We start from the raw sequence: 22854 nt of genomic DNA, 5'->3' as shown, positions 1-22854 counted from the left end.
CCTGTCCGCATCCCGCGCGACCGAAATTTCGCAGTTGGTGGTCAGGATTTCGTGACCGTGGCCTTGTTGATCACGACCGTCGCGTTGGGCGCTCCGTCACCCTGACCGGTGTTCTCACCCGCCGCCGCGATTTTCTTCAGGACCTTCATTCCGGCCGCGTCGATCGTGCCGAACGGGGTGTAACTGGCCGGCAACTGGCTGTCCTGGTAGACCAGGAAGAACTGGCTGCCGCCGGTGTGCTTCTGGCCGGTGTTGGCCATCGCGACCGTACCCGCCGGGTAGACACCGCCCGTCAGGCTTTTGTCCTTCAGGTTCTCGTCCGGGATCGTGTACCCGGGACCACCGCTGCCGGTCCCCGTCGGGTCGCCGCACTGGAGCACGTAGATGCCGTTGGTGGTGAGCCGGTGGCACTTCGTGTGGTCGAAGAAGCCCTTCGAGGCCAGGAAGTCGAACGAGTTGACCGTGTGCGGGGCGGCCGCCGTCTTCAGCGCGATGCCGATGTCACCGCACGTGGTCGCCAGCTTCATCGTGTAGTCGGCCGACGTGTCGATCGACATCGCCGGCTCCTTCTTCCAGCTCAGCTTCTTCACCGAGCCGGCCGCGGCCTTGTCGCACGGGTCCGGTGCCTTGCTGGCGCTGGGCGTCGCGCTGGGCGTCGTCTCCGAGCTGGCGTTGGCCTTGTCGTCGTTCTTCAGCACACCGGTCGTGTACAGCGCGACACTGCCGATCACAATCACGCCGAGCACGGACGCGATCACGGAGTTGCGCATGCGTGCCCTGCGCCGTGCGCTGGTACGCCGCTGCTGCTGCCGCAAGAACTTCTCCCGGGCGAGCTGACGCCGCCGCTGCTCCTGGCTGACCACCGGGTTCTCTCCTCATGCGTGTCGAATGCCGACCGGTACGCGTGCGTGCTGTGCGTCTTGTGAGCCGACGACTGCGTGTAGCCCCGTACCGTATATGGGTTCGCTGAGGAAACGGCAGCGCCGGTAGGCTCTGGACCACAGCTGGTAGCCGCCCGAATCGACACAACGAAGGACGATCGTGCTCATTGCCGGGTTCCCCGCCGGGGCCTGGGGGACGAACTGTTATCTCGTCGCCCCCGCCGCCGGTGAGGAGTGCGTGATCATCGACCCCGGCCACCAGGCCGCCGAAGGTGTCGAGGAAGCGCTGAAGAAGCATCGACTCAAGCCCGTCGCCGTCGTCCTCACCCACGGCCACATCGATCATGTGGCCTCGGTCGTCCCCGTGTGCGGAGCGCACGACGTACCGGCCTGGATCCACCCCGAGGACCGGTACATGATGAGCGACCCGGAGAAGGCGCTCGGCCGGTCCATCGGAATGCCGCTGATGGGCGAGCTGACGGTGGGGGAGCCGGACGACGTGTTCGAACTGGCCGACGGCGCGCGGCTGGAACTGGCCGGACTCGGGTTCTCCGTCGCGCACGCGCCGGGCCATACCAAGGGGTCGGTGACCTTCCAGATGCCGGAGACGGCCGAGATCCCCTCGGTCTTCTTCTCGGGCGATCTGCTCTTCGCCGGCTCCATCGGACGCACGGACCTGCCGGGCGGATCCATGGACGACATGCTCGCCTCGCTGGCCCGCGTGTGCCTGCCGCTCGACGACTCCACCGTGGTGCTGTCCGGCCACGGGCCCCAGACGACCATCGGCCAGGAGCGCGCCACCAATCCGTATCTGCGGCAGGTGGCCGCCGGCCCGGGAGCGAACGCCGATGCCGCTCCCCGACGAGGAATGTGACGAGAGACCTTCCGTGAGCACCTTTCAGGCCCCCAAGGGCACGTACGACCTGATCCCGCCGGACAGCGCCAAGTACCTGGCCGTCCGTGAGGCGATCGCCGCGCCGCTGCGCAACTCCGGCTACGGCTACATCGAGACGCCCGGCTTCGAGAACGTCGAGCTGTTCGCGCGCGGTGTCGGCGAGTCCACCGACATCGTCACCAAGGAGATGTACGCCTTCGAGACGAAGGGCGGCGACAGGCTGGCCCTGCGCCCCGAGGGCACCGCCTCCGTGCTGCGCGCGGCCCTGGAGGCCAACCTCCACAAGACGGGCAACCTCCCCGTCAAGCTCTGGTACTCCGGCTCCTACTACCGCTACGAGCGTCCCCAGAAGGGCCGGTACCGCCACTTCTCGCAGGTCGGCGCCGAGGCGATCGGCGCGGAGGACCCGGCCCTGGACGCCGAGCTGATCATCCTGGCCGACCAGGCGTACCGCTCGCTGGGCCTGAGCGACTTCCGCATCCTGCTGAACAGCCTGGGCGACAAGGAGTGCCGCCCGGTGTACCGAGCCGCGCTCCAGGACTTCCTGCGCGGCCTGGACCTCGACGAGGACACCCTGCGCCGCGCCGAGATCAACCCGCTGCGCGTCCTGGACGACAAGCGCGAGTCGGTCCAGAAGCAGCTGGGCGACGCGCCCCTGCTGCGCGACTACCTGTGCGACGCGTGCAAGGCGTACCACGAGGAGGTGCGCGAGCTGATCACGGCCGCGGGCGTCTCCTTCGAGGACGACCCGAAGCTGGTCCGCGGCCTGGACTACTACACCCGTACCACCTTCGAGTTCGTCCACGACGGCCTCGGCTCCCAGTCCGCGGTGGGTGGTGGCGGCCGCTACGACGGCCTCTCCGAGATGATCGGCGGCCCCGCGCTGCCGTCCGTCGGCTGGGCTCTCGGCGTCGACCGCACGGTCCTCGCCCTGGAGGCCGAGGGCGTGCGGCTGGACATCCCGTCCGCGACCAGCGTCTTCGCGGTACCGCTCGGCGAGGAGGCCCGCCGGGTCCTCTTCGGCAAGGTCACCGAGCTGCGCCGGGTCGGCATCGCGGCGGACTTCTCCTACGGCGCCAAGGGCCTCAAGGGCGCCATGAAGAACGCCAACCGCAGCGGGGCCCGCTACGCGGTCGTCGCCGGCGAACGCGACCTCGCCGAGGGCGTGGTCCAGCTCAAGGACATGGAGTCCGGGGAACAGACCGCGGTGGGCGTGAACGAGATCGTGGCCGAGCTGGAGTCGCGGCTGGGCTGAGCCCCCGGAGTGAGGGGGCGCGCGGCCCCCTCACTCCAGCAGGCCCAGCCGCATCGCGCAGGTGACCGCGGCGGTCCGGTCGTCCACTCCGAGCTTGGCGAACGCCCGCAGCAGATGGGTCTTCACCGTCGACTCGCCGATGAACAGCCGCCGTCCCGCCTCCGCGTTCGTGCAGCCCTCGGCGACCAGCCGCAGCACCGCCACCTCCCGCTCGGACAGGCGCGGGCGCTCCGGCCTGACCCGCAGCCGGTCGACCAGGCGGGCCGCCACCGACGGCGCCAGCACCGTCTCCCCGCGCGCCGCGGCCCGTACGGCGTCGGCCAGTTCGTCCCGGGGCAGGTCCTTGAGCAGGTAGCCCGCCGCGCCCGCCTCCACCGCCCGCAGGATGTCCCGGTCGTTCTCGTAGGTGGTCAGCACGACGACCCGGCAGCGCAGGCCCGCCGCGGTCATGCGGCCGATCGAGTCGACGCCCCCGCCGCCCGGCATGCGCAGGTCCATCAGCACGATGTCAGGGTCGAGTTCGGCCGCCAGCGCCTCCGCCCGCGGCCCGTCGGACGCGTCGGCGACCACCTCCAGGTCCGGCTCGGCGCTCAGCATCGCGCGCAGTCCCTCCCGTACGACGGGGTGGTCGTCGGCGAGCACGATCCGGATCACGGCGGACCACCTCCGAGGGGCAGTCGTACCGTCACCGTCGTACCGTCGCCCGGCGCGCTGCGGACCGTCGCCGTACCGCCCGCCTCGGCGGCCCGGGCCCGCAGCCCCGCCAGACCGTAGCCGGAGCACGCGGCGGCCGGGTCGAAGCCGCGGCCGTCGTCGTGGACGGCGACGGTGAGCGCCTCGTCCGTGTAGCTGAGGCGGATGGCGACGGGCACGGAACTCCCCGCGTGCTTGCGCGCGTTGGTCAGGCCCTCCTGGCAGGAGCGCAGGGCGACCACCTCGGCGCCGGCCGGCAGCGGCCGTACCGGGCCGGTCACCTCCAGCGTGGCCGCACCGTGCCGGTCGACCAGCCGGCGCAGCGCGTCCGGCAGCGACGCCCCGGCCAGGTCCGCGGGTGTGCCCCCGGCCACGAGGGCACGGGCCTCGGCGAGGTTCTGCCTGGCCGTCCGGTCCATCAGTGCCAGGTGACGGCGGGCCTGCGGCAGATCGTGGCCGAGTTCCGCCTCCACCGCCTGCACCAGCATCAGCAGACTGGTGAAGCCCTGCGCGAGGGTGTCGTGGATCTCGCGCGCCATGCGTTCGCGTTCGGCGAGCGCGCCGTGCGCCGCCGACAGCCGCGCGACCTCGTGCCGGCTCGCGTCCAGTTCCGCGATCAGCGCGGCCCGTTCCTCGCTCTGCTCGATGATGCGGATGATCCAGCTGCCGATGACCACGGAGAAGACCAGAGTCACCACGGCGAACAGGGAGTTGGCGAACAGCTCCGGCGGCTGCGGGCGCCACAGCAGCGCCCAGCCCACCACCGGAGCCAGGTTGATCACGGTGACCGCGATCAGCGCCCTGCGCATCCGCAGGGTCATGAAGCACTGGGGAATCAGCGCGAACGCCATCAGCCGGGTCTCGCCGACCAGCACCGCCGACGGCAGGAACAACGCCATCGCCCCGGCCAGATAGCGCACGGCCTGCGACTCGTCCGGCTCCTCCTGCTGGATCAGTGCCCGCCCGACCGCCGTGTACCACGGCACGAGCGGTACGAGCAGCAGTGCCGCGACCACCCGGACCGGCGACCCCGCGTGCTCCGCGCCGAGCACGAAGGCCAGGGTGGCCGCCCAGGCGACCGCGAAGTACGCGTCCCAGACCCGGATGGTGCGGTCCCAGGCGTGCTCGTCACGGGCCGCCTGCCATCGGGTCACCCGTCGCGTCGGTTCGTCCAGCGGAAGGTCAGCAGACACAGCACCAATCCTCCGACGCACCAGGCGGCCAGCACCAGGGCGATCCGGCCGAACTCCCAGGCGCCCGCCTGCTCCAGGACCTTCGCCGAGTCGGGCAGGAACACCCCGCGCAGCCCCTGGCACAGCCACTTCAGCGGGAACAGGGCGCCGACGTCCAGCATCCAGCCGGGGATCGTGTCGATCGAGATGTAGACGCCGGAGATGAACTGGAGGATCAGGAAAGGGAGCACGACCACCGATCCGGCGCTCTTCGCCGACTTCGGTACCGAGCTGATCGCGATGCCGAGCAACGCGCACCCGGCCAGCCCGAGCACGAAGATCCACGCGAAGTCCAGCCAGCGGGTCGTGGAAGAGGGCAGCGAGACGTCGTAGCACGTGGTGCCGACGGTGAGCAGGACCGCCGTCTCCAGCATCCCCGTGAAGAGAACCAGCCAGATCTTGCCCAGGAAGTACGCGGCCGGCGGCAACGGGGTGCCGCGCAGCCGGCGCAGCGCCTTCTCGTCGCGTTCGACCGCGATCGAGATGCCGAGCGACTGGAAGCTCGTCGACATGATCCCCGAGGCCATCATGGCCGGCACGTACAGCTGGGAGGCGGTGACCCCGCTGCCCTTGACGTCGTCGTGGAAGATCGACGCGAAGAGGAAGAGGAAGACGACCGGGAAGGAGAAGGTGAAGACCACCTGGTCGCGCTGGCGGAAGAACTGCCGGATCTCCAGGGCGCCCCGGCGCAGTCCGGTCGTCCAGGCGCCCGGCAGGCGTTCCGCGCCGTCACGGGTCCGCGCGGGCGCGGGGGCCCCGGTGGCCGTCGTGGTCATCGTGCGGCCTCCTGTCCGGTCAGACGGAGGTACACGTCCTCCAGGGAGGGGCGGCTCACCCGCAGCCCCGGTATCTCGCCGTCGAAGCGGCCCATGAGTCCGGCGACCGTCTTCGTCGGGGTCTCCGTGTGCTCCGCGCGCGCGGAGCCGTCCGGTTCCGTCCACTCGACGGTGGCGCCGGTGCCGTGGCGGTCCCGGAGCGTCCCCGGCTCGCCCTCGGCGACGACCCGGCCGCGGGCGACGATCGCCAGCCGGTCGGCGAGTGCCTCCGCCTCCTCCAGGTAGTGGGTGGTCAGGAGGATCGTCGTGCCCTCGTCCGCGAGCAGCCGGATCAGGTCCCAGAAGCGGCGCCTGGCGGCCGGGTCGAAGCCGGTCGTCGGCTCGTCCAGCAACAGCAGCTCCGGATCGCCGATCACACCGAGCGCCACGTCCAGGCGGCGGCGCTGGCCGCCCGAAAGGGCCCTGATCCGGCTGTCCGCCTTGGCCTCCAGGCCGACCAGGCCGATGACCTGCTCGGGGTCGCGCGGCCGCGGGTAGTAGTGCGCGAAATGCCGTACGGTCTCGCGGACCGTCAACTCGGCGGGCGCCGATTCGTCCTGCCAGACGATTCCCACCCGGGACCGCCAGGCGCGCGTGCCCGTCGCCGGGTCGGCGCCCAGGACCGAGACCTCGCCCGCGTCCCGGGACCGGTAGCCCTGGAGGATCTCCACCGTGGTGCTCTTGCCCGCGCCGTTGGGTCCGAGCAGGCCGAACACCTCGCCGCGCCGGATGCCCAGATCGATGCCGTCCACCGCGGTCACGTCGCCGTACCGCTTGCGCAGCCCCCGGACGTCCACCGCGAGTTCGTTCGCGTGTGCTGTCATGACCCGAGCGTCGGCCGGAACCGAGCGTTCCGGGACGACCGTGCGTACTTCCTTATGTCCACCGAACGGTGGACAGGGCGTCCCGTGCGGCACAATGGCCCCTGCCCGAAGAAGTTCCAACTCTCAAACAGACGGAATCGGCGTGATGAGCAAGACGACAGTCAAGGACGTCTCCACGGAACCCGAGCCCGAGAACACCACCGCGGCACCCCGTACGGAGGGCGGCAGTCTCGCCTTCGCCCTGCTGCTGGTCATCACGGGCGCCGCCGGGCTGCTGGCCGCGTGGGTCATCACGATCGACAAGTTCAAGCTGCTGGAAGCCAAGGTCGAGGGCAAGACCTTCACCCCCGGGTGCAGCCTCAACCCGGTCGTCTCCTGCGGCAGCGTCATGCAGTCCAAGCAGGCCGCCGCCTTCGGCTTCCCGAACCCGATGCTCGGCCTGGTCTGCTACGGCATCGTCATCTGCGTCGGCATGAGCCTGCTGACCAGGGCCCGCTTCCCGCGCTGGTACTGGCTCACCTTCAACTTCGGCACCCTCTTCGGTGTCGCCTTCTGCACCTGGCTTCAGTTCCAGTCCCTGTACCGGATCAACGCGCTGTGCCTGTGGTGCTCGCTGGCCTGGGTCGCCACGATCACCATGTTCTGGTACGTGACCTCCTTCAACGTCCGCAAGAGCTTCCTGCCGGCCCCGAACTGGATGAGGTCCTTCTTCGGCGAGTTCACCTGGGTGCTGCCGGTCCTGCACATCGGGATCATCGGCATGCTGATCCTGACCCGCTGGTGGGACTTCTGGACCAGCTGACGGCCCGGCCACCGGCCCGGCGGGGATTGTCAGTGGCGTGATTTAGGGTTTCAGCGTGGAACCCGACCTGTTCACCGCAGCCGCAGAGGAACGCCAGGAGAAGGAGCCGTCCGGCAGCCCCCTGGCGGTGCGGATGCGCCCGCGCTCGCTGGACGAGGTGGTGGGCCAGCAGCACCTGCTGAAGCCGGGATCCCCGCTGCGCAGACTGGTCGGCGAGGGCAGCGGCGGCCCCGCCGGACCCTCGTCCGTGATCCTCTGGGGGCCGCCCGGCACCGGCAAGACCACCCTGGCGTACGTCGTCTCCAAGGCCACCGACAAGCGGTTCGTGGAACTCTCCGCGATCACCGCCGGGGTCAAGGAGGTCCGCGCGGTCATCGACGGCGCCCGCCGCGCCACCGGGGGATACGGCAAGGAGACCGTCCTCTTCCTCGACGAGATCCACCGCTTCAGCAAGGCCCAGCAGGACTCCCTGCTCCCCGCGGTCGAGAACCGCTGGGTCACCCTGATCGCGGCCACCACCGAGAACCCGTACTTCTCGGTGATCTCCCCGCTGCTGTCCCGCTCCCTGCTCCTCACCCTCGAACCGCTCACCGACGACGACCTCCGGGGGCTCCTGCGCCGGGCCCGCACCGACGAGCGCGGCCTCAAGGAAGCCGTCACCCTCCCGCCGGACACCGAGGAGCACCTGCTGCGCATCGCAGGCGGCGACGCCCGCCGGGCCCTGACCGCCCTGGAGGCCGCCGCCGGGGCCGCCCTCGACAAGGGCGAGGCGGAGATCGCGCTGCGGACCCTGGAGGAGGTCGTCGACCGGGCCGCGGTCAAGTACGACCGTGACGGCGACCAGCACTACGACGTCGCCAGCGCCCTCATCAAGTCCATCAGGGGCTCCGACGTGGACGCGGCCCTGCACTACCTGGCCCGGATGATCGAGGCCGGTGAGGACCCCCGGTTCATCGCCCGCCGGCTGATGATCTCGGCCAGCGAGGACATCGGCCTCGCCGACCCGAACGCCCTGCCCACAGCCGTGGCCGCCGCCCAGGCCGTCGCCATGATCGGCTTCCCCGAGGCCGCCCTCACCCTCAGCCACGCCACCATCGCCCTCGCCCTGGCCCCCAAGTCCAACTCCGCGACCACCGCCATCGGCGCCGCCCTGGAGGACGTCCGCAAGGGACTGGCCGGCCAGGTGCCCCCACACCTGCGCGACGGCCACTACAAGGGCGCCGCCAAGCTGGGGCACGCCCAGGGGTACGTGTATCCGCACGACCTGCCCGAGGGCATCGCCGAGCAGCAGTACGCCCCGGACACCGTCCGGGACCGCGAGTACTACACCCCGACCCGGCACGGTTCCGAGGCGCGGTACGCCGACGCGGTCGAGTGGACCAGGAAGCACCTCGGTCGCAGGCGGTCCTGAGCAGCCTGTAGACTGCCCCGAAGTGCCGAGTCCCGCGCAGTCAGAGCGGGACAACCGGCCGGAACCCCCGCGAGGGGGCTCCAGGAGCGTCGCGCACCGTCGAACGGTGTCGCGGGCAGCCCACCACCATCCGTCGGCTTGAGGCGACGGTACCGGCCGGTGGGCCACTCGCGTGCTGCACGTTTGTGCCCAGACCAGGGGAGCGGCTGCCCACCAGACCCGGCAACGGGCTCCGGCGGGTTTCCCCGGCTGCGGATTGCGACCTCCCTCAACCCTGACGAGCCGAATACCAGAAGGAAGAAAGAGACAGTGGCGAACCAGTCCCGCCCCAAGGTCAAGAAGTCGCGTGCCCTCGGCATCGCGCTGACCCCGAAGGCCGTCAAGTACTTCGAGGCCCGCCCCTACCCGCCGGGTGAGCACGGCCGCGGCCGCAAGCAGAACTCGGACTACAAGGTCCGTCTGCTGGAGAAGCAGCGTCTGCGCGCGCAGTACGACATCTCCGAGCGCCAGCTGGTCCGCGCCTACGAGCGTGCCTCCAAGGTGCAGGGCAAGACCGGTGAGGCGCTGATCGTCGAGCTGGAGCGCCGCCTCGACGCGCTGGTCCTGCGTTCGGGCATCGCCCGCACGATCTACCAGGCCCGCCAGATGGTCGTCCACGGCCACATCCAGGTCAACGGCCAGAAGACCGACAAGCCGTCCTTCCGGGTCCGTCCGGACGACGTCGTGCAGGTCCGCGACCGTTCCAAGGACAAGACGCTCTTCCAGGTCGCCCGCGAGGGTGGCTTCGCCCCCGACGGCGAGACCCCCCGCTACCTTCAGGTGAACCTCAAGGCCCTGGCGTTCCGCCTGGACCGCGAGCCGAACCGCAAGGAAGTTCCGGTCATCTGCGACGAGCAGCTCGTCGTCGAGTACTACGCCCGCTGATCCCAGCCCCGGCGTAGCACCTCAGCGTCAGCCCGCCGTCTCCCCGCCCTTCCGGGTGGGCGAGGCGGCGGGTTTCTGCGTGTCGGAGCCGTCCCGCCGCTGCCGTACCGGCCCGCGCGGCGCAGGCATGGCCGCCGGTGGCCGCGCCCCGAAGTACTCCAGCGCCCGGGCCACCGCCCCCTCCCGGTCGAGACCGGCCCCCTGCCGTACGCACTCCGCGTACCGCTCGTCGCCCAGGGCCCGCCGGGCCGCCTCCTCGCACAGCTCGTGCGGGGCGTTGTAGTGGGCCGAGCCGAACAACGGCAGCCCCACCGCCGGCCACATCCGGCCGGCCGCGCCCTGTAGCACCGCCGCCTCGGCCGGATCGCCCTGCCCCGCCGTCACCAGGGCCAGCAGTTCGATCGACAGGACCGAGCCCAGCAGGTCACGGAAACCGTGCGCGTGGAACAGGCAGTCGGCGAGCAGCGCGCGGGCACCCGGGTGGTCGCCGTCCCGCCAGGCCGCGTACGCCAGCACGTACAGCGCGTACGACCGGGCCCAGCGCTCCCCGTGGTCCTCGCAGACCCGGCGCACCTGCTCGCACAGCCGGACCGCGTCCGCCAGATCGCCCTGGAACGCCCTGGTCATCGCCAGCTCGACCTGCCCCATCAGGACGTTGCTGTTCAGCTCGCCGATCTCCTGGTAGCGCGCCAGCGCAGAGCGCAGCAGCGTCTCCGCGCGTGCCATGTCGTCCGTGACCAGGGCCAGACAGCCGGTGCGGTGCTCCGCGTACGCCACCGCCATGGGATCGGCGACCAGCTCGGCCTCCGCGCGGCAGGCCTGGAGCGCCGCCAGCGCCGGCACCGTGTCTCCCTGGAGGATCGCCACGTAGCCGAGCACCCACAGCGCCTTCAGCCGGGACTGCGGATACCCCGAGTCCAGCTCCAGGCTCCGTTCCAGCCAGCGCCGCCCCTCCGCGAGACGGCCGCAGCCCGCCCAGTAGAACCAGAGCGAACCCGCCAGGCACTGGCCCAGATGAGCCTCGTCCGGCTCGGTCAGGCAGTGGTCCAGGGCGGTCCGCAGGTTCGGCAGCTCGGCCTCCACCCGCTCGGCCACCTCGCCCTGCCGGGGCGAGAACCAGTCCAGCTCGCACCAGGTCGCCAGGCCCATGAACCAGTCCCGGTGCCGGCGCCGCAGCCGTCCCGCGTCCCCGGCCCCCGCCAGCCAGTCGGCGCCGTACGCCCGCACGGTGTCGAGCATCCGGTAGCGCACGCCCCGCGGGGTCTCCTCCCGGGACACCACCGACTGGGTGAGCAGCTCCGTCAGCACGTCCAGGACGTTCTCGGGCGACAGCCCGTCCCCGCTGCACACGTACTCGGCGGCCTCCAGGTCGAAGGTCCCCGCGAACACCGACAGCCGCGCCCACAGCAGGCGCTCGGCGGGCGTGCACAGTTCATGACTCCACCCGATCGCGGTACGCAGCGTCCGGTGGCGGGGGAGACCGTCCCGCCCGCCGCCGGTCAGCAGCCGGAACCGGTCGTCGAGCCGCTCCAGCAGCTGCCCGGGCGACAGCGCCCGCAGCCGTCCCACCGCGAGCTCGATCGCCAGCGGGATGCCGTCCAGCCGCCGGCACACCTCCCGCACCTCCGCGTGGCCCCGCACGTCCAGCCCCTGCCGCTCGGCACGCTCGCTGAACAGCTCCACCGCCTCGTCCTCGCCGAGCGGCGCCAGCGGGAACAGCCGCTCGCCCGCCACCCCCAGCGGCCGCCGGCCCACCGCCAGCACGGCCAGGTCGGGCAGCCGCCGCAGCAGCTCGGCCACCAGTTCCGCGCACGCCTCCACCAGGTGCTCGCACCCGTCGAGGAGCAGCAGGATCCGGCGGCCGGTGAGCTGCTCCAGGAGCGTCTCGCGCGGCGGCCGGACGGTGTGGTCGGTCAGGCCCAGCGCCTCCACGACCGCGTAGGCCACGAACTCCGGATCGCGCACCGGCGCCAGCTCCACCCGCCACACCCCGTCCCGGGGCGCCGCGCCGGCCGCCGCGCGGGCCGAGAGCCGGGACTTGCCGACCCCGCCGGCCCCGGTCACCGTGACCAGCCGGTCGGACGCCAGAGCCCGGGCGAGTTCACCGAGTTCGGCCGTGCGGCCCACGAAGGCGGTCAGTTCCAGGGGCAGATTGCCGTCCGCCGGGGGGCCGGGGCGCTGAGGACCTCGCATGGGACACGGAGCGTACTTAACCGTGTTCGTTCCGTACAATCCGTTCTGGCGACTCCACCCTCCGCGCCCGGTAATCCGGTACGGAGCCGCACCGGCGGCGCGATAGGCTCGGTGCAGACTTTTCGATGTTCAGGCACGTTTCAGGGAGCGGGTGCGCGCAGTGTCCGGTGGAGAGGTGGCCGGGATCCTGGTGGCCGTCTTCTGGGCGATCCTGGTCTCCTTCCTCGCCGTCGCACTGGCGAGGCTGGCCCAGACGCTCAAGGCGACCACCAAGCTCGTGGCGGACGTGACCGACCAGGCCGTCCCGCTGCTCGCCGACGCCTCCGCGGCCGTACGCTCCGCGCAGACCCAGATCGACCGGGTCGACTCGATCGCCTCCGACGTCCAGGAGGTCACGTCGAACGCCTCCGCGCTGTCGACCACGGTCGCCTCCACCTTCGGCGGCCCGCTGGTCAAGGTCGCGGCCTTCGGCTACGGGGTGCGGCGGGCGCTGTCCGGCCGTAAGGCGGACGTGCCCGTGAGGGAGCCCAGGCGTACCGTGATCGTGGGCCGGACGGTGCCCGCCGCGCGGCGGAAGAACCGGGGAAAGTAGGAGCCAGGCCATATGTTCCGCCGTACGTTCTGGTTCACCACCGGTGTCGCCGCCGGCGTCTGGGCCACCACCAAGGTCAACCGCAAGCTCAAGCAGCTGACCCCGGAGAGCCTGGCCGCCACCGCCGCGAACAAGGCGCTGGAGACCGGCCACCGGATCAAGGACCGGGCGGTCGGCTTCGCGCTCGACGTCCGCGACAACATGGCCCAGCGGGAGGAAGAGCTGGGGGACGCGCTGGGCATCAACACGGACCCCGGACTGCCCGCACCCCGGCGGCTCGCCGCCATCGAGAACAACCGCAACGACCCGAAGTACATCGAGAACAGCAGGATTTCGAAGCACGTCGATCCCACGACGTACTCGTACGACCGGAATGAGGACCACTGATGGAGTCGGCAGAGATCCGCCGCCGCTGGCTGAGCTTCTACGAGGAGCGCGGTCACACCGTCGTCCCTTCGGCGTCGCTCATCGCGGACGACCCGACTCTGCTCCTCGTCCCGGCCGGCATGGTGCCCTTCAAGCCGTACTTCCTCGGTGAGGTCAAGCCGCCGTGGGCGCGCGCCACCAGCGTGCAGAAGTGCGTGCGCACCCCCGACATCGAAGAGGTCGGCAAGACCACCAGGCACGGCACCTTCTTCCAGATGTGCGGCAACTTCTCCTTCGGCGACTACTTCAAGGAAGGCGCCATCAAGTACGCCTGGGAGCTGCTCACCACGCCCCAGGACAAGGGCGGTTACGGCCTGGAGCCGGACCGTCTGTGGATCACCGTCTACAAGGACGACGACGAGGCCGAGCGCCTCTGGCACGAGGTCATCGGCGTGCCGAAGGAGCGCATCCAGCGCCTCGGCATGAAGGACAACTACTGGTCCATGGGCGTCCCCGGCCCCTGCGGCCCGTGTTCCGAGATCAACTACGACCGCGGCCCCGAGTTCGGCGTCGAGGGCGGCCCCGCCGTCAACGACGAGCGGTACGTGGAGATCTGGAACCTGGTCTTCATGCAGTACGAGCGCGGCGAGGGCATCGGCAAGGACAACTTCGAGATCCTCGGCGAGCTGCCCAGCAAGAACATCGACACGGGCCTCGGCCTGGAGCGTCTCGCCATGATTCTCCAGGGCGTGCAGAACATGTACGAGATCGACACCTCGATGGCGGTCATCAAGAAGGCCACCGAGCTGACCGGCGTCCACTACGGCGACGCCCACGCCTCGGACGTCTCGCTGCGCGTGGTCACCGACCACATGCGCACGTCGGTGATGCTCATCGGTGACGGCGTCACCCCGGGCAACGAGGGCCGCGGCTACGTCCTGCGCCGCATCATGCGCCGCGCCATCCGCAACATGCGGCTGCTCGGCGCCACCGGTCCGGTCGTCCTCGACCTGATCGACACCGTGATCCGGATGATGGGCCAGCAGTACCCGGAGCTGGTCACCGACCGCGAGCGGATCGAGAAGGTCGCCGTCGCCGAGGAGAACGCCTTCCTCAAGACGCTGAAGGCGGGCACCAACATCCTCGACACCGCCGTCACCGAGACCAAGGACTCCGGTGGCACGGTCCTCGCCGGCGACAAGGCGTTCCTGCTCCACGACACCTGGGGCTTCCCGATCGACCTCACCCTCGAGATGGCCGCCGAACAGGGCCTCTCGGTGGACGAGGAGGGCTTCCGCCGCCTGATGAAGGAGCAGCGGGAGCGCGCCAAGGCCGACGCCCAGGCCAAGAAGACCGGCCACGCCGGCGCCGGCGCCTACCGGGAGATCGCCGACCGCACCGGCGCGACCGACTTCATCGGCTACTCCGACACCGAGGGCGAGACCACGATCGTCGGCATCCTCGTCGACGGCGTCTCCTCGCCGGCCGCCATCGAGGGCGACGAGGTCGAGGTCGTCCTCGACCGCACCCCGTTCTACGCCGAGGGCGGCGGCCAGATCGGCGACACCGGCCGGATCAAGGTCGACACCGGTGCCGTCATCGAGATCCGCGACACCCAGAAGCCGGTGCCCGGCGTGTACGTCCACAAGGGCGTCGTCCAGGTCGGCGAGGTCACCGTCGGTGCCAAGGCGCACGCCTCCATCGACTCCCGTCGCCGGACCGCCATCGCCCGTGCCCACTCGGCCACCCACCTCACTCACCAGGCGCTGCGCGACGCCCTCGGCCCGACCGCCGCCCAGGCGGGTTCGGAGAACCAGCCCGGCCGCTTCCGCTTCGACTTCGGTTCGCCGTCCGCGGTTCCCACCGCCGTGATGACCGACGTCGAGCAGAAGATCAACGAGGTGCTGGCCCGCGACCTCGACGTGCGCGCCGACATCATGGGCATCGACGAGGCCAAGAAGCAGGGCGCCATCGCCGAGTTCGGCGAGAAGTACGGCGAGCGGGTCCGCGTGGTGACCATCGGCGACTTCTCCAAGGAGCTGTGCGGCGGCACCCATGTGCACAACACCTCCCAGCTGGGCCTGGTGAAGCTGCTCGGCGAGTCCTCGATCGGCTCGGGTGTCCGCCGTATCGAGGCCCTCGTCGGCGTCGACGCCTACAACTTCCTCGCCCGTGAGCACACGGTCGTCGCCCAGCTCCAGGAGCTGATCAAGGGCCGTCCGGAGGAGCTTCCGGAGAAGGTCTCCGCCATGCTCGGCAAGCTGAAGGACGCCGAGAAGGAGATCGAGAAGTTCCGTGCGGAGAAGGTGCTCCAGGCCGCCGCCGGTCTGGTCGAGTCCGCCAAGGACATCCGCGGGATCGCCGTGGTGACCGGGCAGGTCCCGGACGGCACCACCCCGGACGACCTGCGCCGGCTGGTCCTCGACGTGCGTGGCCGCATCCAGGGCGGACGCGCCGCCGTGGTCGCCCTGTTCACGGTCAACAACGGCAAGCCGCTGACGGTCATCGCCACCAACGACGCCGCCCGTGACCGCGGTCTCAAGGCCGGTGACCTGGTCCGCACCGCCGCCAAGACGCTCGGCGGCGGCGGTGGCGGCAAGCCGGACGTCGCCCAGGGCGGCGGTCAGAACCCGGCCGCGATCGGGGAGGCCGTCGACGCCGTCGAGCGCCTCGTCACCGAGACCGCGAAGTAAGGAAACGGTCGGAGATGCGCAGAGGACGTCGACTCGCTATCGACGTCGGGGACGCCCGGATCGGGGTCGCCTCGTGCGACCCCGACGGGATCCTCGCCACCCCGGTCGAGACGGTTCCCGGCCGGGACGTCCCGGCGGCCCACCGCCGGCTGCGGCAACTGGTCGAGGAGTACGAACCGATCGAGGTCGTCGTCGGACTCCCGCGTTCCCTCAAGGGGGGCGAGGGCCCGGCGGCGGTCAAGGTCAGGGCGTTCGCCCAGGAGTTGGCCAAGGGTGTCAAACCGGTGCCGGTCCGGCTGGTCGACGAGCGGATGACGACCGTGACGGCCAGTCAGGGACTGCGGGCCTCGGGAGTGAAATCGAAGAAGGGCCGTTCGGTCATCGACCAGGCCGCCGCAGTGATCATCCTTCAGCAGGCGCTGGAATCCGAACGGGTGTCAGGTAAACCACCCGGCGAGGGCGTCGAAGTGGTCATCTGATCGCGATACGGTAACGTTCCGCGCGATGCGATGGTTTTCGAACAGCCACCGCACAGCAAGAGGCGGAACGGCAACCGGCCCACCAGCCGCGTGACGTGCCGCCTCGCGGCTCTAGGGGATCGATGACTGAGTATGGCCGGGGCCCAGGCTCCGAACCGTGGCATCCGGAGGACCCGTTGTACGGGGACGGCGGATGGGGCGGACAGCAGGCCCACGCGGGCCAGCAGTCCCCCTACGGCGGCCAGCCGCAGCACTACCCGCAGCAGTCGCAGCAGCAGTACGGCGACTGGGAGCAGCACCCGCAGGGCGGGTACGAGCAGCACCAGGGCCAGCAGCAGTACGCGTACTACGACGAACAGGGCCAACTCCGTTACGCCGACGGGCATGCGCAGCAGCAGTACGACCAGCAGTACGCCGGCCACGCTCCGCAGCAGTACCACCAGGGCACCTGGGACGCGGCCGGCACTCACGGCGAGGTGCCGTACGCCGCCGACCCGGGCGACCCCTACGGCCAGCAGCCCGTCGCCTACGGTGGTGAGCAGCCCGACTTCTACGGCACCGAGGACGCCTACCCGCCGCCGGAGCCGCCCGGCCGCAGGCGTGAACCCGAACCTGCACCGCAGCAGGACGCCGTGGCCGAGGAAGAGGAGCAGCACCCTTTCTTCACGGGTGCCGACGACGAGGACGACGAGGACGACGACGATCCGAAGGGACGCCGCGGTGGTGGCCGCGGCAAGGACGGCAAAGGCAGCAAAGGCGGCAAAGGAGCCAAGAAGCGCCGCAACGGTTTCGCCTGCCTGGTGGTCTGCCTGGTCTTCGGCGGGGGTGCGGCCACCGTCGGCTACTTCGGCTGGCACTTCGTCCAAAATCGTTTCGGCGCGTCCCCGGACTACGCGGGCAGTGGCAACAGCGAGACCGTGACCGTCCAGATCCCCAAGGGCGCGGGCGGCTACGAGATCGGCCGACGGCTGAAGGAGGCCGGCGTCGTCAAGAGCGTCGACGCCTTCGTCCACGCGCAGTCGCAGAACTCCAAGGGCGACACGATCCAGGCGGGCGCCTACACACTCAAGAAGGAGATGTCCGCCGCCAGCTGCGTGCTGTTGATGCTCGACCCGAAGAGCCAGGCCAACGTGGTGGTCACCCCTGGCGAGCGCGCGGCTTCCGTCTACGTGGCCCTCGACAAGAAACTCGGCCTTTCCGCGGGCAGCAGCAAGAAGATCGCCAGAGCCGAGTACAAGAACCTCGGGCTGCCGAGCTACGCGAACACCAACAGCAAGATCATGGATCCGCTGGAAGGGTTCCTCTATCCGGGCACCTATCCCGCGGCCAAGGGTATGAAGCCCGACGCGATCCTGAAGCAGATGGTCGCGGCGGCCAAGGAAGAATACGCCAACTACGACCTGGTGGCCGAGGCCAAGAAGTTCGACCTGGAAAATCCGTTGCAGGTCATCACGGTCGCGAGCCTCGTCCAGGCCGAAGGAAAGACCCACGACGACTTCCGCAAGATGGCGGAAGTGATCTACAACCGTCTCAAGCCGACGAACACCGAGACGAACCGTTTGCTCCAATTCGACTCGACCTTCAACTACTTGAAGGGTACGAGCAACATCCACATCAGTCTGGCGGAGATCAACAGCAACCAGAACCCGTACAACACGTACACCCAGAAGGGCCTTCCGCCCGGCCCGATCGGCAACCCCGGTGAGGACGCGCTGAAGGCGGCGCTGAATCCCACCGACGAAGGCTGGATCTACTTCGTGGCGACCGACGGCGTCAACAACACCGAATTCGCCAAGACCAACGCTGAATTCGAAAAGCTCAGGGAAAAGTTCAATGCCACCTCGGGCCACTGACGCCCGCCGGGCCGCCGTGCTCGGTAAGCCCATCGCCCACTCCCTCTCCCCGGTGCTGCACCGGGCCGCGTACGACGAGCTCGGGCTCGCCGACTGGTCGTACGGGCGCTTCGAGGTCGACGAGGCCGGACTGCCCGGCTTCGTCGCGGGGCTGGGGCCGGAGTGGGCGGGGCTGTCGCTGACCATGCCGCTGAAGCGGGCGGTCATACCGCTGCTCGACGGCATCAGCGAGACGGCCGCCTCGGTGGACGCGGTCAACACCGTCGTCTTCACGGAGGACGGGCGCAGGCTCGGCGACAACACCGATATTCCAGGCATGGTCGCCGCGCTCCGCGAGCACGGCATCGAACAGGTCGAATCCGCCGCGGTCCTGGGCGCCGGCGCCACCGCCTCCTCCGCGCTGGCCGCACTCGCCCGGATCTGCACCGGCGAGGTCGTCGCCTACGTCCGCAGCGCGGCCCGTGCCGCCGAGATGCGCGAGTGGGGCGAGCGGCTCGACGTCGAGGTCCGCACCGCCGACTGGGCCGACGCGGCCGAGGCGCTGCGTGCTCCGCTGGTCGTCGCCACCACGCCGGCCGGCACCACCGACGCGCTCGCCGCAGCCGTGCCGGAGCGGCCCACGACGCTCTTCGACGTGCTCTACGACCCCTGGCCGACCGAACTCGCGGCCCGCTGGTCCATGTTCGGCGGTGCCGTGGTGAGCGGCCTCGACCTCCTGGTGCACCAGGCCGTGCTCCAGGTCGAGCAGATGACCGGCCGCACCCCGGCCCCCCTGGACGCCATGCGCCGGGCCGGGGAGAAGGCCCTCGCCGAGCGCTGACCCGTCCGTGCGTCCGTCTGCTGGACCGGCGGCCGGGTCCGGTGCCCGGACGTGGGAGGATCGGAGGTGGCGGACCGGGGCCGCGCACCCGGTCGGGCCGTCGCCGTACGCGAGGACACGCGTACCCAGGGCAGTACCAGGGCGCGAGCACTGAGGAGCATCGTTGAGCAGGCTGCGTTGGCTGACCGCGGGGGAGTCCCACGGTCCCGCACTTGTCGCGACGCTGGAGGGCCTTCCCGCCGGCGTGCCGATCACGACCGAGATGGTCGCCGACCACCTGGCGCGGCGGCGGCTCGGCTACGGCCGCGGTGCCCGGATGAAGTTCGAGCGTGACGAGGTCACCTTCCTCGGCGGTGTCCGGCACGGCCTGACCCTCGGCTCCCCGGTCGCGATCATGGTGGGCAACAGCGAGTGGCCCAAGTGGGAGCAGGTCATGGCGGCCGACCCGGTCGACCCGGAGATCCTCGCCGGCCTCGCCCGCAACGCCCCGCTGACCCGGCCCCGCCCCGGCCACGCCGACCTCGCCGGCATGCAGAAGTACGGCTTCGACGAGGCCCGTCCGGTCCTGGAGCGGGCCTCCGCCCGCGAGACCGCGGCCCGCGTGGCGCTCGGCGCCGTCGCCCGGTCGTACCTCAAGGAGACCGCGGGCATCGAGATCGTCTCGCACGTCGTCGAGCTGTGCTCCGTGAAGGCCCCGGCGGGTACCTACCCCACCCCGGCCGATGTCGGGAAGCTGGACGCCGACCCGCTGCGCTGCCTGGACGCGGACACCTCGAAGGCGATGGTCGCGGAGGTCGACCAGGCCCACAAGGACGGCGACACCCTGGGCGGTGTGGTCGAGGTGCTGGCGTACGGCGTGCCGGTCGGCCTCGGCTCGCACGTCCACTGGGACCGCAAGCTGGACGCCCGTCTCGCCGGTGCCCTGATGGGCATCCAGGCGATCAAGGGCGTCGAGATCGGGGACGGCTTCGAGCTGGCCCGGGTGCCCGGCTCCAAGGCCCATGACGAGATCGTCGGCACGCCCGAGGGCATCCGGCGCGTCTCCGGCCGGGCCGGCGGTACCGAGGGCGGCCTGTCCACCGGTGAGCTGCTGCGGGTGCGGGCCGCGATGAAGCCGATCGCGACCGTGCCGCGCGCCCTGGGGACCGTGGACGTGGCGACCGGCGAGGCCGCGCAGGCGCACCACCAGCGCTCCGACGTCTCCGCCGTCCCGGCGGCCGGCATCGTCGCCGAGGCGATGGTCGCGCTCGTCCTCGCGGACGCGGTCGCGGAGAAGTTCGGCGGCGACTCCGTCCCCGAGACCCGCCGCAACGTGCGGTCGTACCTCGAGAACCTGGCCATCCGGTGAGCACCGCGCCGATGGTGGTGCTGGTCGGGCCGATGGGCGTGGGCAAGTCCACGGTCGGGCAGCTGCTCGCCGAGCGGCTCGGCGTCGGCTACCGGGACACCGACGAGGACATCGTCGCCGCCGAGGACCGCACCATCGCCGACATCTTCGTGGCGGAGGGCGAGCCGGCCTTCCGCGCCATCGAGAAGCGGGCCGTGCGGGACGCGCTGGCCGAGCACGAGGGCGTCCTCGCACTCGGCGGCGGCGCGATCCTGGACGCGGACACACGGAGCCTGCTCGCCGGGCAGCGGGTGGTCTACCTCTCGATGGACGTCGAGGAAGCCGTCAAGCGCACCGGCCTGAACGCGGCCCGTCCGCTGCTCGCCCTGAACCCGCGCAAACAGTGGCGCGAGCTGATGGAGGCGCGGCGGCACCTGTACGAGGAGATCGCCACGGCCGTCGTGGCGACCGACGGCCGTACCCCCGAAGAGGTCACCCAAGCAGCCCTGGACGCACTGGAGTTGAAGGAAGCATGAGCGAGGCAGTCACCCGGATCCAGGTCGGCGGCACGGCGGGCACCGAGCCGTACGAGGTCCTGGTGGGCCGTCAGCTGCTCGGTGAACTGGGCGGGCTGATCGGCGAGAAGGCCAAGCGGGTCGCCGTCGTCCATCCCGAGGCGTTGGCCGAGACCGGTGACGCGCTCCGCGCCGACCTGGCCGGGCAGGGCTACCAGGCCGTCGCCATCCAGGTGCCGAACGCCGAGGAGGCCAAGACCGCCGAGGTCGCCGCCTACTGCTGGAAGGCGCTCGGCCAGTCCGGCTTCACCCGCTCCGACGTCATCGTCGGCGTGGGCGGCGGCGCCACCACGGACCTGGCCGGTTTCGTGGCCGCGACCTGGCTGCGCGGGGTGCGCTGGATCGCCGTCCCGACCACCGTGCTGGCCATGGTGGACGCGGCGGTCGGCGGCAAGACGGGCATCAACACGGCCGAGGGCAAGAACCTCGTCGGCGCCTTCCACCCGCCGGCGGGCGTGCTGTGCGACCTGGCCGCCCTCGACTCCCTCCCGGTCAACGACTACGTCTCCGGGCTCGCCGAGGTCATCAAGGCGGGCTTCATCGCCGACCCCACGATCCTGGAGCTCATCGAGTCCGATCCGGAGGCCGCGCGCACCCCGGCGGGCCCGCACACGGCCGAGCTGATCGAGCGGTCCATCCGGGTCAAGGCGGAGGTCGTCTCCTCCGACCTCAAGGAGTCGGGCCTGCGGGAGATCCTCAACTACGGCCACACGCTCGGCCACGCCATCGAGAAGAACGAGCGCTACAAGTGGCGGCACGGCGCCGCGGTCGCCGTCGGCATGCACTTCGCCGCCGAGCTGGGCCGCCTCGCCGGCCGTCTGGACGACGCGACGGCGGACCGCCACCGCACGGTCCTGGAGTCGGTGGGCCTGCCGCTGCACTACCGCTACGACCAGTGGCCCAAGCTGGTCGAGACCATGAAGGTCGACAAGAAGTCCCGCGGCGACCTGCTCCGCTTCATCGTGCTGGACGGCCTGGCCAAGCCGACGGTCCTGGAGGGCCCGGACCCGGCGGTGCTGCTCGCCGCGTACGGCGAGGTCGGGAGTTAGGTCCGCGGGCGTTCCTTCCGCCCGGATCGCCTCGCGGCGCGGGCACTTCCGGCTGTCCCCGGCCGTTTCACCAATCGACGACCGGGGACGGTACCGTTCGGTAACGAGCGCGGCCGAACATGACGAGACGGAGTGGCACCGGATGCAGCACGCAGTGGGATCTCCGCTGCCGCCGCCCCATCAGCCGGGGCAGGGACCGACCGGCTGGCAGCCGGCCGCACACCATCCGGGAGCGCCCCAGGGCCCCGCGCCCGTGCCGCCGCCACCGGTCGCGCCGCCGCAGCCCTCGGTCCCACCGCTGCCCTCGACCCCACCGCCCCCCGACACCACGGGCCATGTCCCGCTGCCGCCGGGCGCCCCGGTCGGCTTCCCCGCCGTGCCCCCGGCCGCCACCTCCGCGCCCGACCCCGCGGGCACCACCCTGGCCGTGCTCCTCATCGGCCCGGCCGGAGCGGGCAAGACGAGCGTGGCCAAGTACTGGGCGGACCACCGCCGGGTCCCCACCGCCCACATCAGCCTCGACGACGTCCGCGAGTGGGTCCGCGCCGGCTTCGCCGACCCCCAGTCCGGGTGGAACGACAACTCGGAGGCGCAGTACCGCCTGGCCCGCCGCACCTGCGGTTTCGCCGCGCGCAACTTCCTGGCCAACGGCATCTCGTGCATCCTCGACGACGCGGTCTTCCCGGACCGCCCGGTCGTCGGGCTCGGCGGCTGGAAGCGCCACGTCGGCCCCGGGCTCCTGCCCGTTGTCCTCCTGCCCGGCCTCGACGTCGTCCTGGAACGCAACGCGGAACGCACGGGCAACCGCCGCCTCACCGACGAGGAGGTGGCCCGCATCCACGGCCGCATGGCCGGCTGGTACGGCTCGGGCCTCCCGATCATCGACAACTCCCAACTGGACGTGCCCACCACGGCCCACGTCCTGGACGAGGTCCTGGCCAGGGCGATAGCGAGCCCTCCGAACTGGTGACCAAGCAGCCTGAGTCGAACTGGTGACCAAGCAGCCGGAGCCGACCTTCTCGGAACGTCAGGCGGCCTGAACCACCTTCTCGGAACGCCAGGCGGCCTGAACCACCTTCTCGGAATGCCAGGGGGCCTGAACCAGCTTCTCGGAACGCCGGGGGGACTGAACCGACCTGGTTGAGGGCGCGGGGAACTGCGCGACCAGCCCCCAC

The 22854-nt window shown here is 70.9% G+C and carries 21 protein-coding genes; 15 read left to right on the top strand and 6 right to left on the bottom strand.

The annotated features are described in order from the left end of the window. Positions 1–41: 41 nt before the first annotated feature. Complete coding sequence (locus AAW13_RS05520; protein ID WP_046726594.1) at positions 42–863, bottom strand: peptidylprolyl isomerase; 822 nt, start codon at positions 861–863, stop codon at positions 42–44. A 178-nt stretch (positions 864–1041) separates the two neighbouring features. Here AAW13_RS05520 and AAW13_RS05515 point away from each other — a divergent pair, with 178 nt between their 5' ends. Next, positions 1042–1755: an MBL fold metallo-hydrolase gene (locus tag AAW13_RS05515; protein WP_046726593.1), complete on the top strand. Its 714-nt coding sequence runs from the start codon at positions 1042–1044 to the stop codon at positions 1753–1755. Positions 1756–1768: 13 nt separating this feature from the next. Then, entirely contained in the window at positions 1769–3031 is a 1263-nt protein-coding gene (gene hisS, locus AAW13_RS05510; RefSeq protein WP_046726592.1) for a histidine--tRNA ligase, read from the top strand. A 30-nt stretch (positions 3032–3061) separates the two neighbouring features. On the opposite strand, the gene AAW13_RS05505 is transcribed toward hisS, so the two are convergent. From AAW13_RS05505 to AAW13_RS05490, 4 genes are read right to left on the bottom strand one after another with little or no spacing between them, the layout of a single operon-like run. After that, complete coding sequence (locus AAW13_RS05505) at positions 3062–3685, bottom strand: response regulator (RefSeq protein WP_046726591.1); 624 nt, start codon at positions 3683–3685, stop codon at positions 3062–3064. After that, positions 3682–4917, bottom strand: a complete 1236-nt coding sequence (locus AAW13_RS05500; protein WP_079178716.1) for a sensor histidine kinase — start codon at positions 4915–4917, stop codon at positions 3682–3684. Before AAW13_RS05500 ends, AAW13_RS05505 begins: the two co-directional genes overlap by 4 nt. After that, on the bottom strand, positions 4875–5732 hold the full coding sequence (locus AAW13_RS05495; protein WP_046726590.1) for an ABC transporter permease: 858 nt from the start codon (positions 5730–5732) through the stop codon (positions 4875–4877). The genes AAW13_RS05500 and AAW13_RS05495 overlap by 43 nt, the downstream gene beginning before the upstream one ends. Further along, a complete protein-coding gene (locus AAW13_RS05490) occupies positions 5729–6595 on the bottom strand; it encodes an ABC transporter ATP-binding protein (protein ID WP_046726589.1) in 867 nt (288 codons plus the stop codon). The genes AAW13_RS05495 and AAW13_RS05490 overlap by 4 nt, the downstream gene beginning before the upstream one ends. Positions 6596–6740: 145 nt before the next feature. Between AAW13_RS05490 and AAW13_RS05485 the strand changes: the two genes are divergently transcribed. The 3 genes from AAW13_RS05485 (at position 6741) to rpsD (ending at position 9732) form a co-directional block, all read left to right on the top strand. After that, positions 6741–7397, top strand: coding sequence for a vitamin K epoxide reductase family protein (locus AAW13_RS05485; protein WP_046726588.1), 657 nt, complete (start codon positions 6741–6743; stop codon positions 7395–7397). A 55-nt stretch (positions 7398–7452) separates the two neighbouring features. Next, positions 7453–8808 (top strand): replication-associated recombination protein A, encoded by a 1356-nt coding sequence (locus tag AAW13_RS05480; protein ID WP_046726587.1) that lies wholly within the window; start codon positions 7453–7455, stop codon positions 8806–8808. Positions 8809–9117: 309 nt separating this feature from the next. Beyond that, positions 9118–9732, top strand: coding sequence for a 30S ribosomal protein S4 (gene rpsD / locus AAW13_RS05475; protein ID WP_046726586.1), 615 nt, complete (start codon positions 9118–9120; stop codon positions 9730–9732). A gap of 27 nt (positions 9733–9759) precedes the next feature. Here the strand turns inward: rpsD and AAW13_RS05470 are convergent, their stop codons facing one another. After that, a complete protein-coding gene (locus AAW13_RS05470; RefSeq protein WP_206306156.1) occupies positions 9760–11925 on the bottom strand; it encodes an ATP-binding protein in 2166 nt (721 codons plus the stop codon). Between the two features lie 151 nt (positions 11926–12076). Here AAW13_RS05470 and AAW13_RS05465 point away from each other — a divergent pair, with 151 nt between their 5' ends. From AAW13_RS05465 to AAW13_RS05420, 10 genes are all read left to right on the top strand, one after another. Further along, positions 12077–12517: a DUF948 domain-containing protein gene (locus AAW13_RS05465; protein WP_107483241.1), complete on the top strand. Its 441-nt coding sequence runs from the start codon at positions 12077–12079 to the stop codon at positions 12515–12517. Between the two features lie 12 nt (positions 12518–12529). Then, positions 12530–12904, top strand: coding sequence for a hypothetical protein (locus AAW13_RS05460; RefSeq protein ID WP_046726584.1), 375 nt, complete (start codon positions 12530–12532; stop codon positions 12902–12904). Then, complete coding sequence (gene alaS, locus AAW13_RS05455; RefSeq protein ID WP_046726583.1) at positions 12904–15576, top strand: alanine--tRNA ligase; 2673 nt, start codon at positions 12904–12906, stop codon at positions 15574–15576. The genes AAW13_RS05460 and alaS overlap by 1 nt, the downstream gene beginning before the upstream one ends. Before the next feature lie 14 nt (positions 15577–15590). Continuing rightward, positions 15591–16055, top strand: coding sequence for a Holliday junction resolvase RuvX (gene ruvX, locus AAW13_RS05450; RefSeq protein ID WP_046726582.1), 465 nt, complete (start codon positions 15591–15593; stop codon positions 16053–16055). 122 nt (positions 16056–16177) lie between these two features. Beyond that, positions 16178–17908 carry an endolytic transglycosylase MltG gene (gene mltG, locus AAW13_RS05445; protein WP_071659439.1) on the top strand — a complete coding sequence of 577 codons (1731 nt, stop codon included), beginning with the start codon at positions 16178–16180 and terminating at the stop codon, positions 17906–17908. Continuing rightward, entirely contained in the window at positions 17889–18728 is an 840-nt protein-coding gene (locus AAW13_RS05440) for a shikimate dehydrogenase (protein ID WP_046726580.1), read from the top strand. Before mltG ends, AAW13_RS05440 begins: the two co-directional genes overlap by 20 nt. A gap of 163 nt (positions 18729–18891) precedes the next feature. Continuing rightward, positions 18892–20076, top strand: coding sequence for a chorismate synthase (gene aroC, locus AAW13_RS05435; RefSeq protein WP_046726579.1), 1185 nt, complete (start codon positions 18892–18894; stop codon positions 20074–20076). A gap of 11 nt (positions 20077–20087) precedes the next feature. Next, complete coding sequence (locus tag AAW13_RS05430; RefSeq protein ID WP_107483247.1) at positions 20088–20591, top strand: shikimate kinase; 504 nt, start codon at positions 20088–20090, stop codon at positions 20589–20591. Further along, positions 20588–21679, top strand: coding sequence for a 3-dehydroquinate synthase (gene aroB / locus AAW13_RS05425; RefSeq protein WP_046726577.1), 1092 nt, complete (start codon positions 20588–20590; stop codon positions 21677–21679). The genes AAW13_RS05430 and aroB overlap by 4 nt, the downstream gene beginning before the upstream one ends. Before the next feature lie 142 nt (positions 21680–21821). Further along, the gene (locus AAW13_RS05420; RefSeq protein WP_071659438.1) at positions 21822–22649 is read left to right on the top strand and encodes a Pro-rich N-terminal domain-containing protein; all 828 of its coding nucleotides are present in this window, start codon (positions 21822–21824) and stop codon (positions 22647–22649) included. The last annotated feature ends 205 nt before the right edge of the window (positions 22650–22854 follow it).

The sequence above is a fragment of the Streptomyces humi genome (assembly GCF_001005085.2).
Taxonomy (GTDB): domain Bacteria; phylum Actinomycetota; class Actinomycetes; order Streptomycetales; family Streptomycetaceae; genus Streptomyces; species Streptomyces humi.
The sequence above is the reverse complement of the archived record's forward strand: the minus strand, read 5'-3'. Positions and strand labels throughout refer to the sequence as shown.

Coding starts and splice junctions, on each gene's coding strand:
- AAW13_RS05420 (WP_071659438.1), top strand. CDS start 21,822: ATGCAGCACGCAGTGGGATCTCCGCTGCCGCCGCCCCATCAGCCGGGG.
- AAW13_RS05470 (WP_206306156.1), bottom strand. CDS start 11,925: ATGCGAGGTCCTCAGCGCCCCGGCCCCCCGGCGGACGGCAATCTGCCC.
- aroB (WP_046726577.1), top strand. CDS start 20,588: ATGAGCGAGGCAGTCACCCGGATCCAGGTCGGCGGCACGGCGGGCACC.
- AAW13_RS05430 (WP_107483247.1), top strand. CDS start 20,088: ATGGTGGTGCTGGTCGGGCCGATGGGCGTGGGCAAGTCCACGGTCGGG.
- AAW13_RS05440 (WP_046726580.1), top strand. CDS start 17,889: ATGCCACCTCGGGCCACTGACGCCCGCCGGGCCGCCGTGCTCGGTAAG.
- AAW13_RS05490 (WP_046726589.1), bottom strand. CDS start 6,595: ATGACAGCACACGCGAACGAACTCGCGGTGGACGTCCGGGGGCTGCGC.
- AAW13_RS05460 (WP_046726584.1), top strand. CDS start 12,530: ATGTTCCGCCGTACGTTCTGGTTCACCACCGGTGTCGCCGCCGGCGTC.
- alaS (WP_046726583.1), top strand. CDS start 12,904: ATGGAGTCGGCAGAGATCCGCCGCCGCTGGCTGAGCTTCTACGAGGAG.
- mltG (WP_071659439.1), top strand. CDS start 16,178: ATGACTGAGTATGGCCGGGGCCCAGGCTCCGAACCGTGGCATCCGGAG.
- AAW13_RS05485 (WP_046726588.1), top strand. CDS start 6,741: ATGAGCAAGACGACAGTCAAGGACGTCTCCACGGAACCCGAGCCCGAG.
- AAW13_RS05495 (WP_046726590.1), bottom strand. CDS start 5,732: ATGACCACGACGGCCACCGGGGCCCCCGCGCCCGCGCGGACCCGTGAC.
- ruvX (WP_046726582.1), top strand. CDS start 15,591: ATGCGCAGAGGACGTCGACTCGCTATCGACGTCGGGGACGCCCGGATC.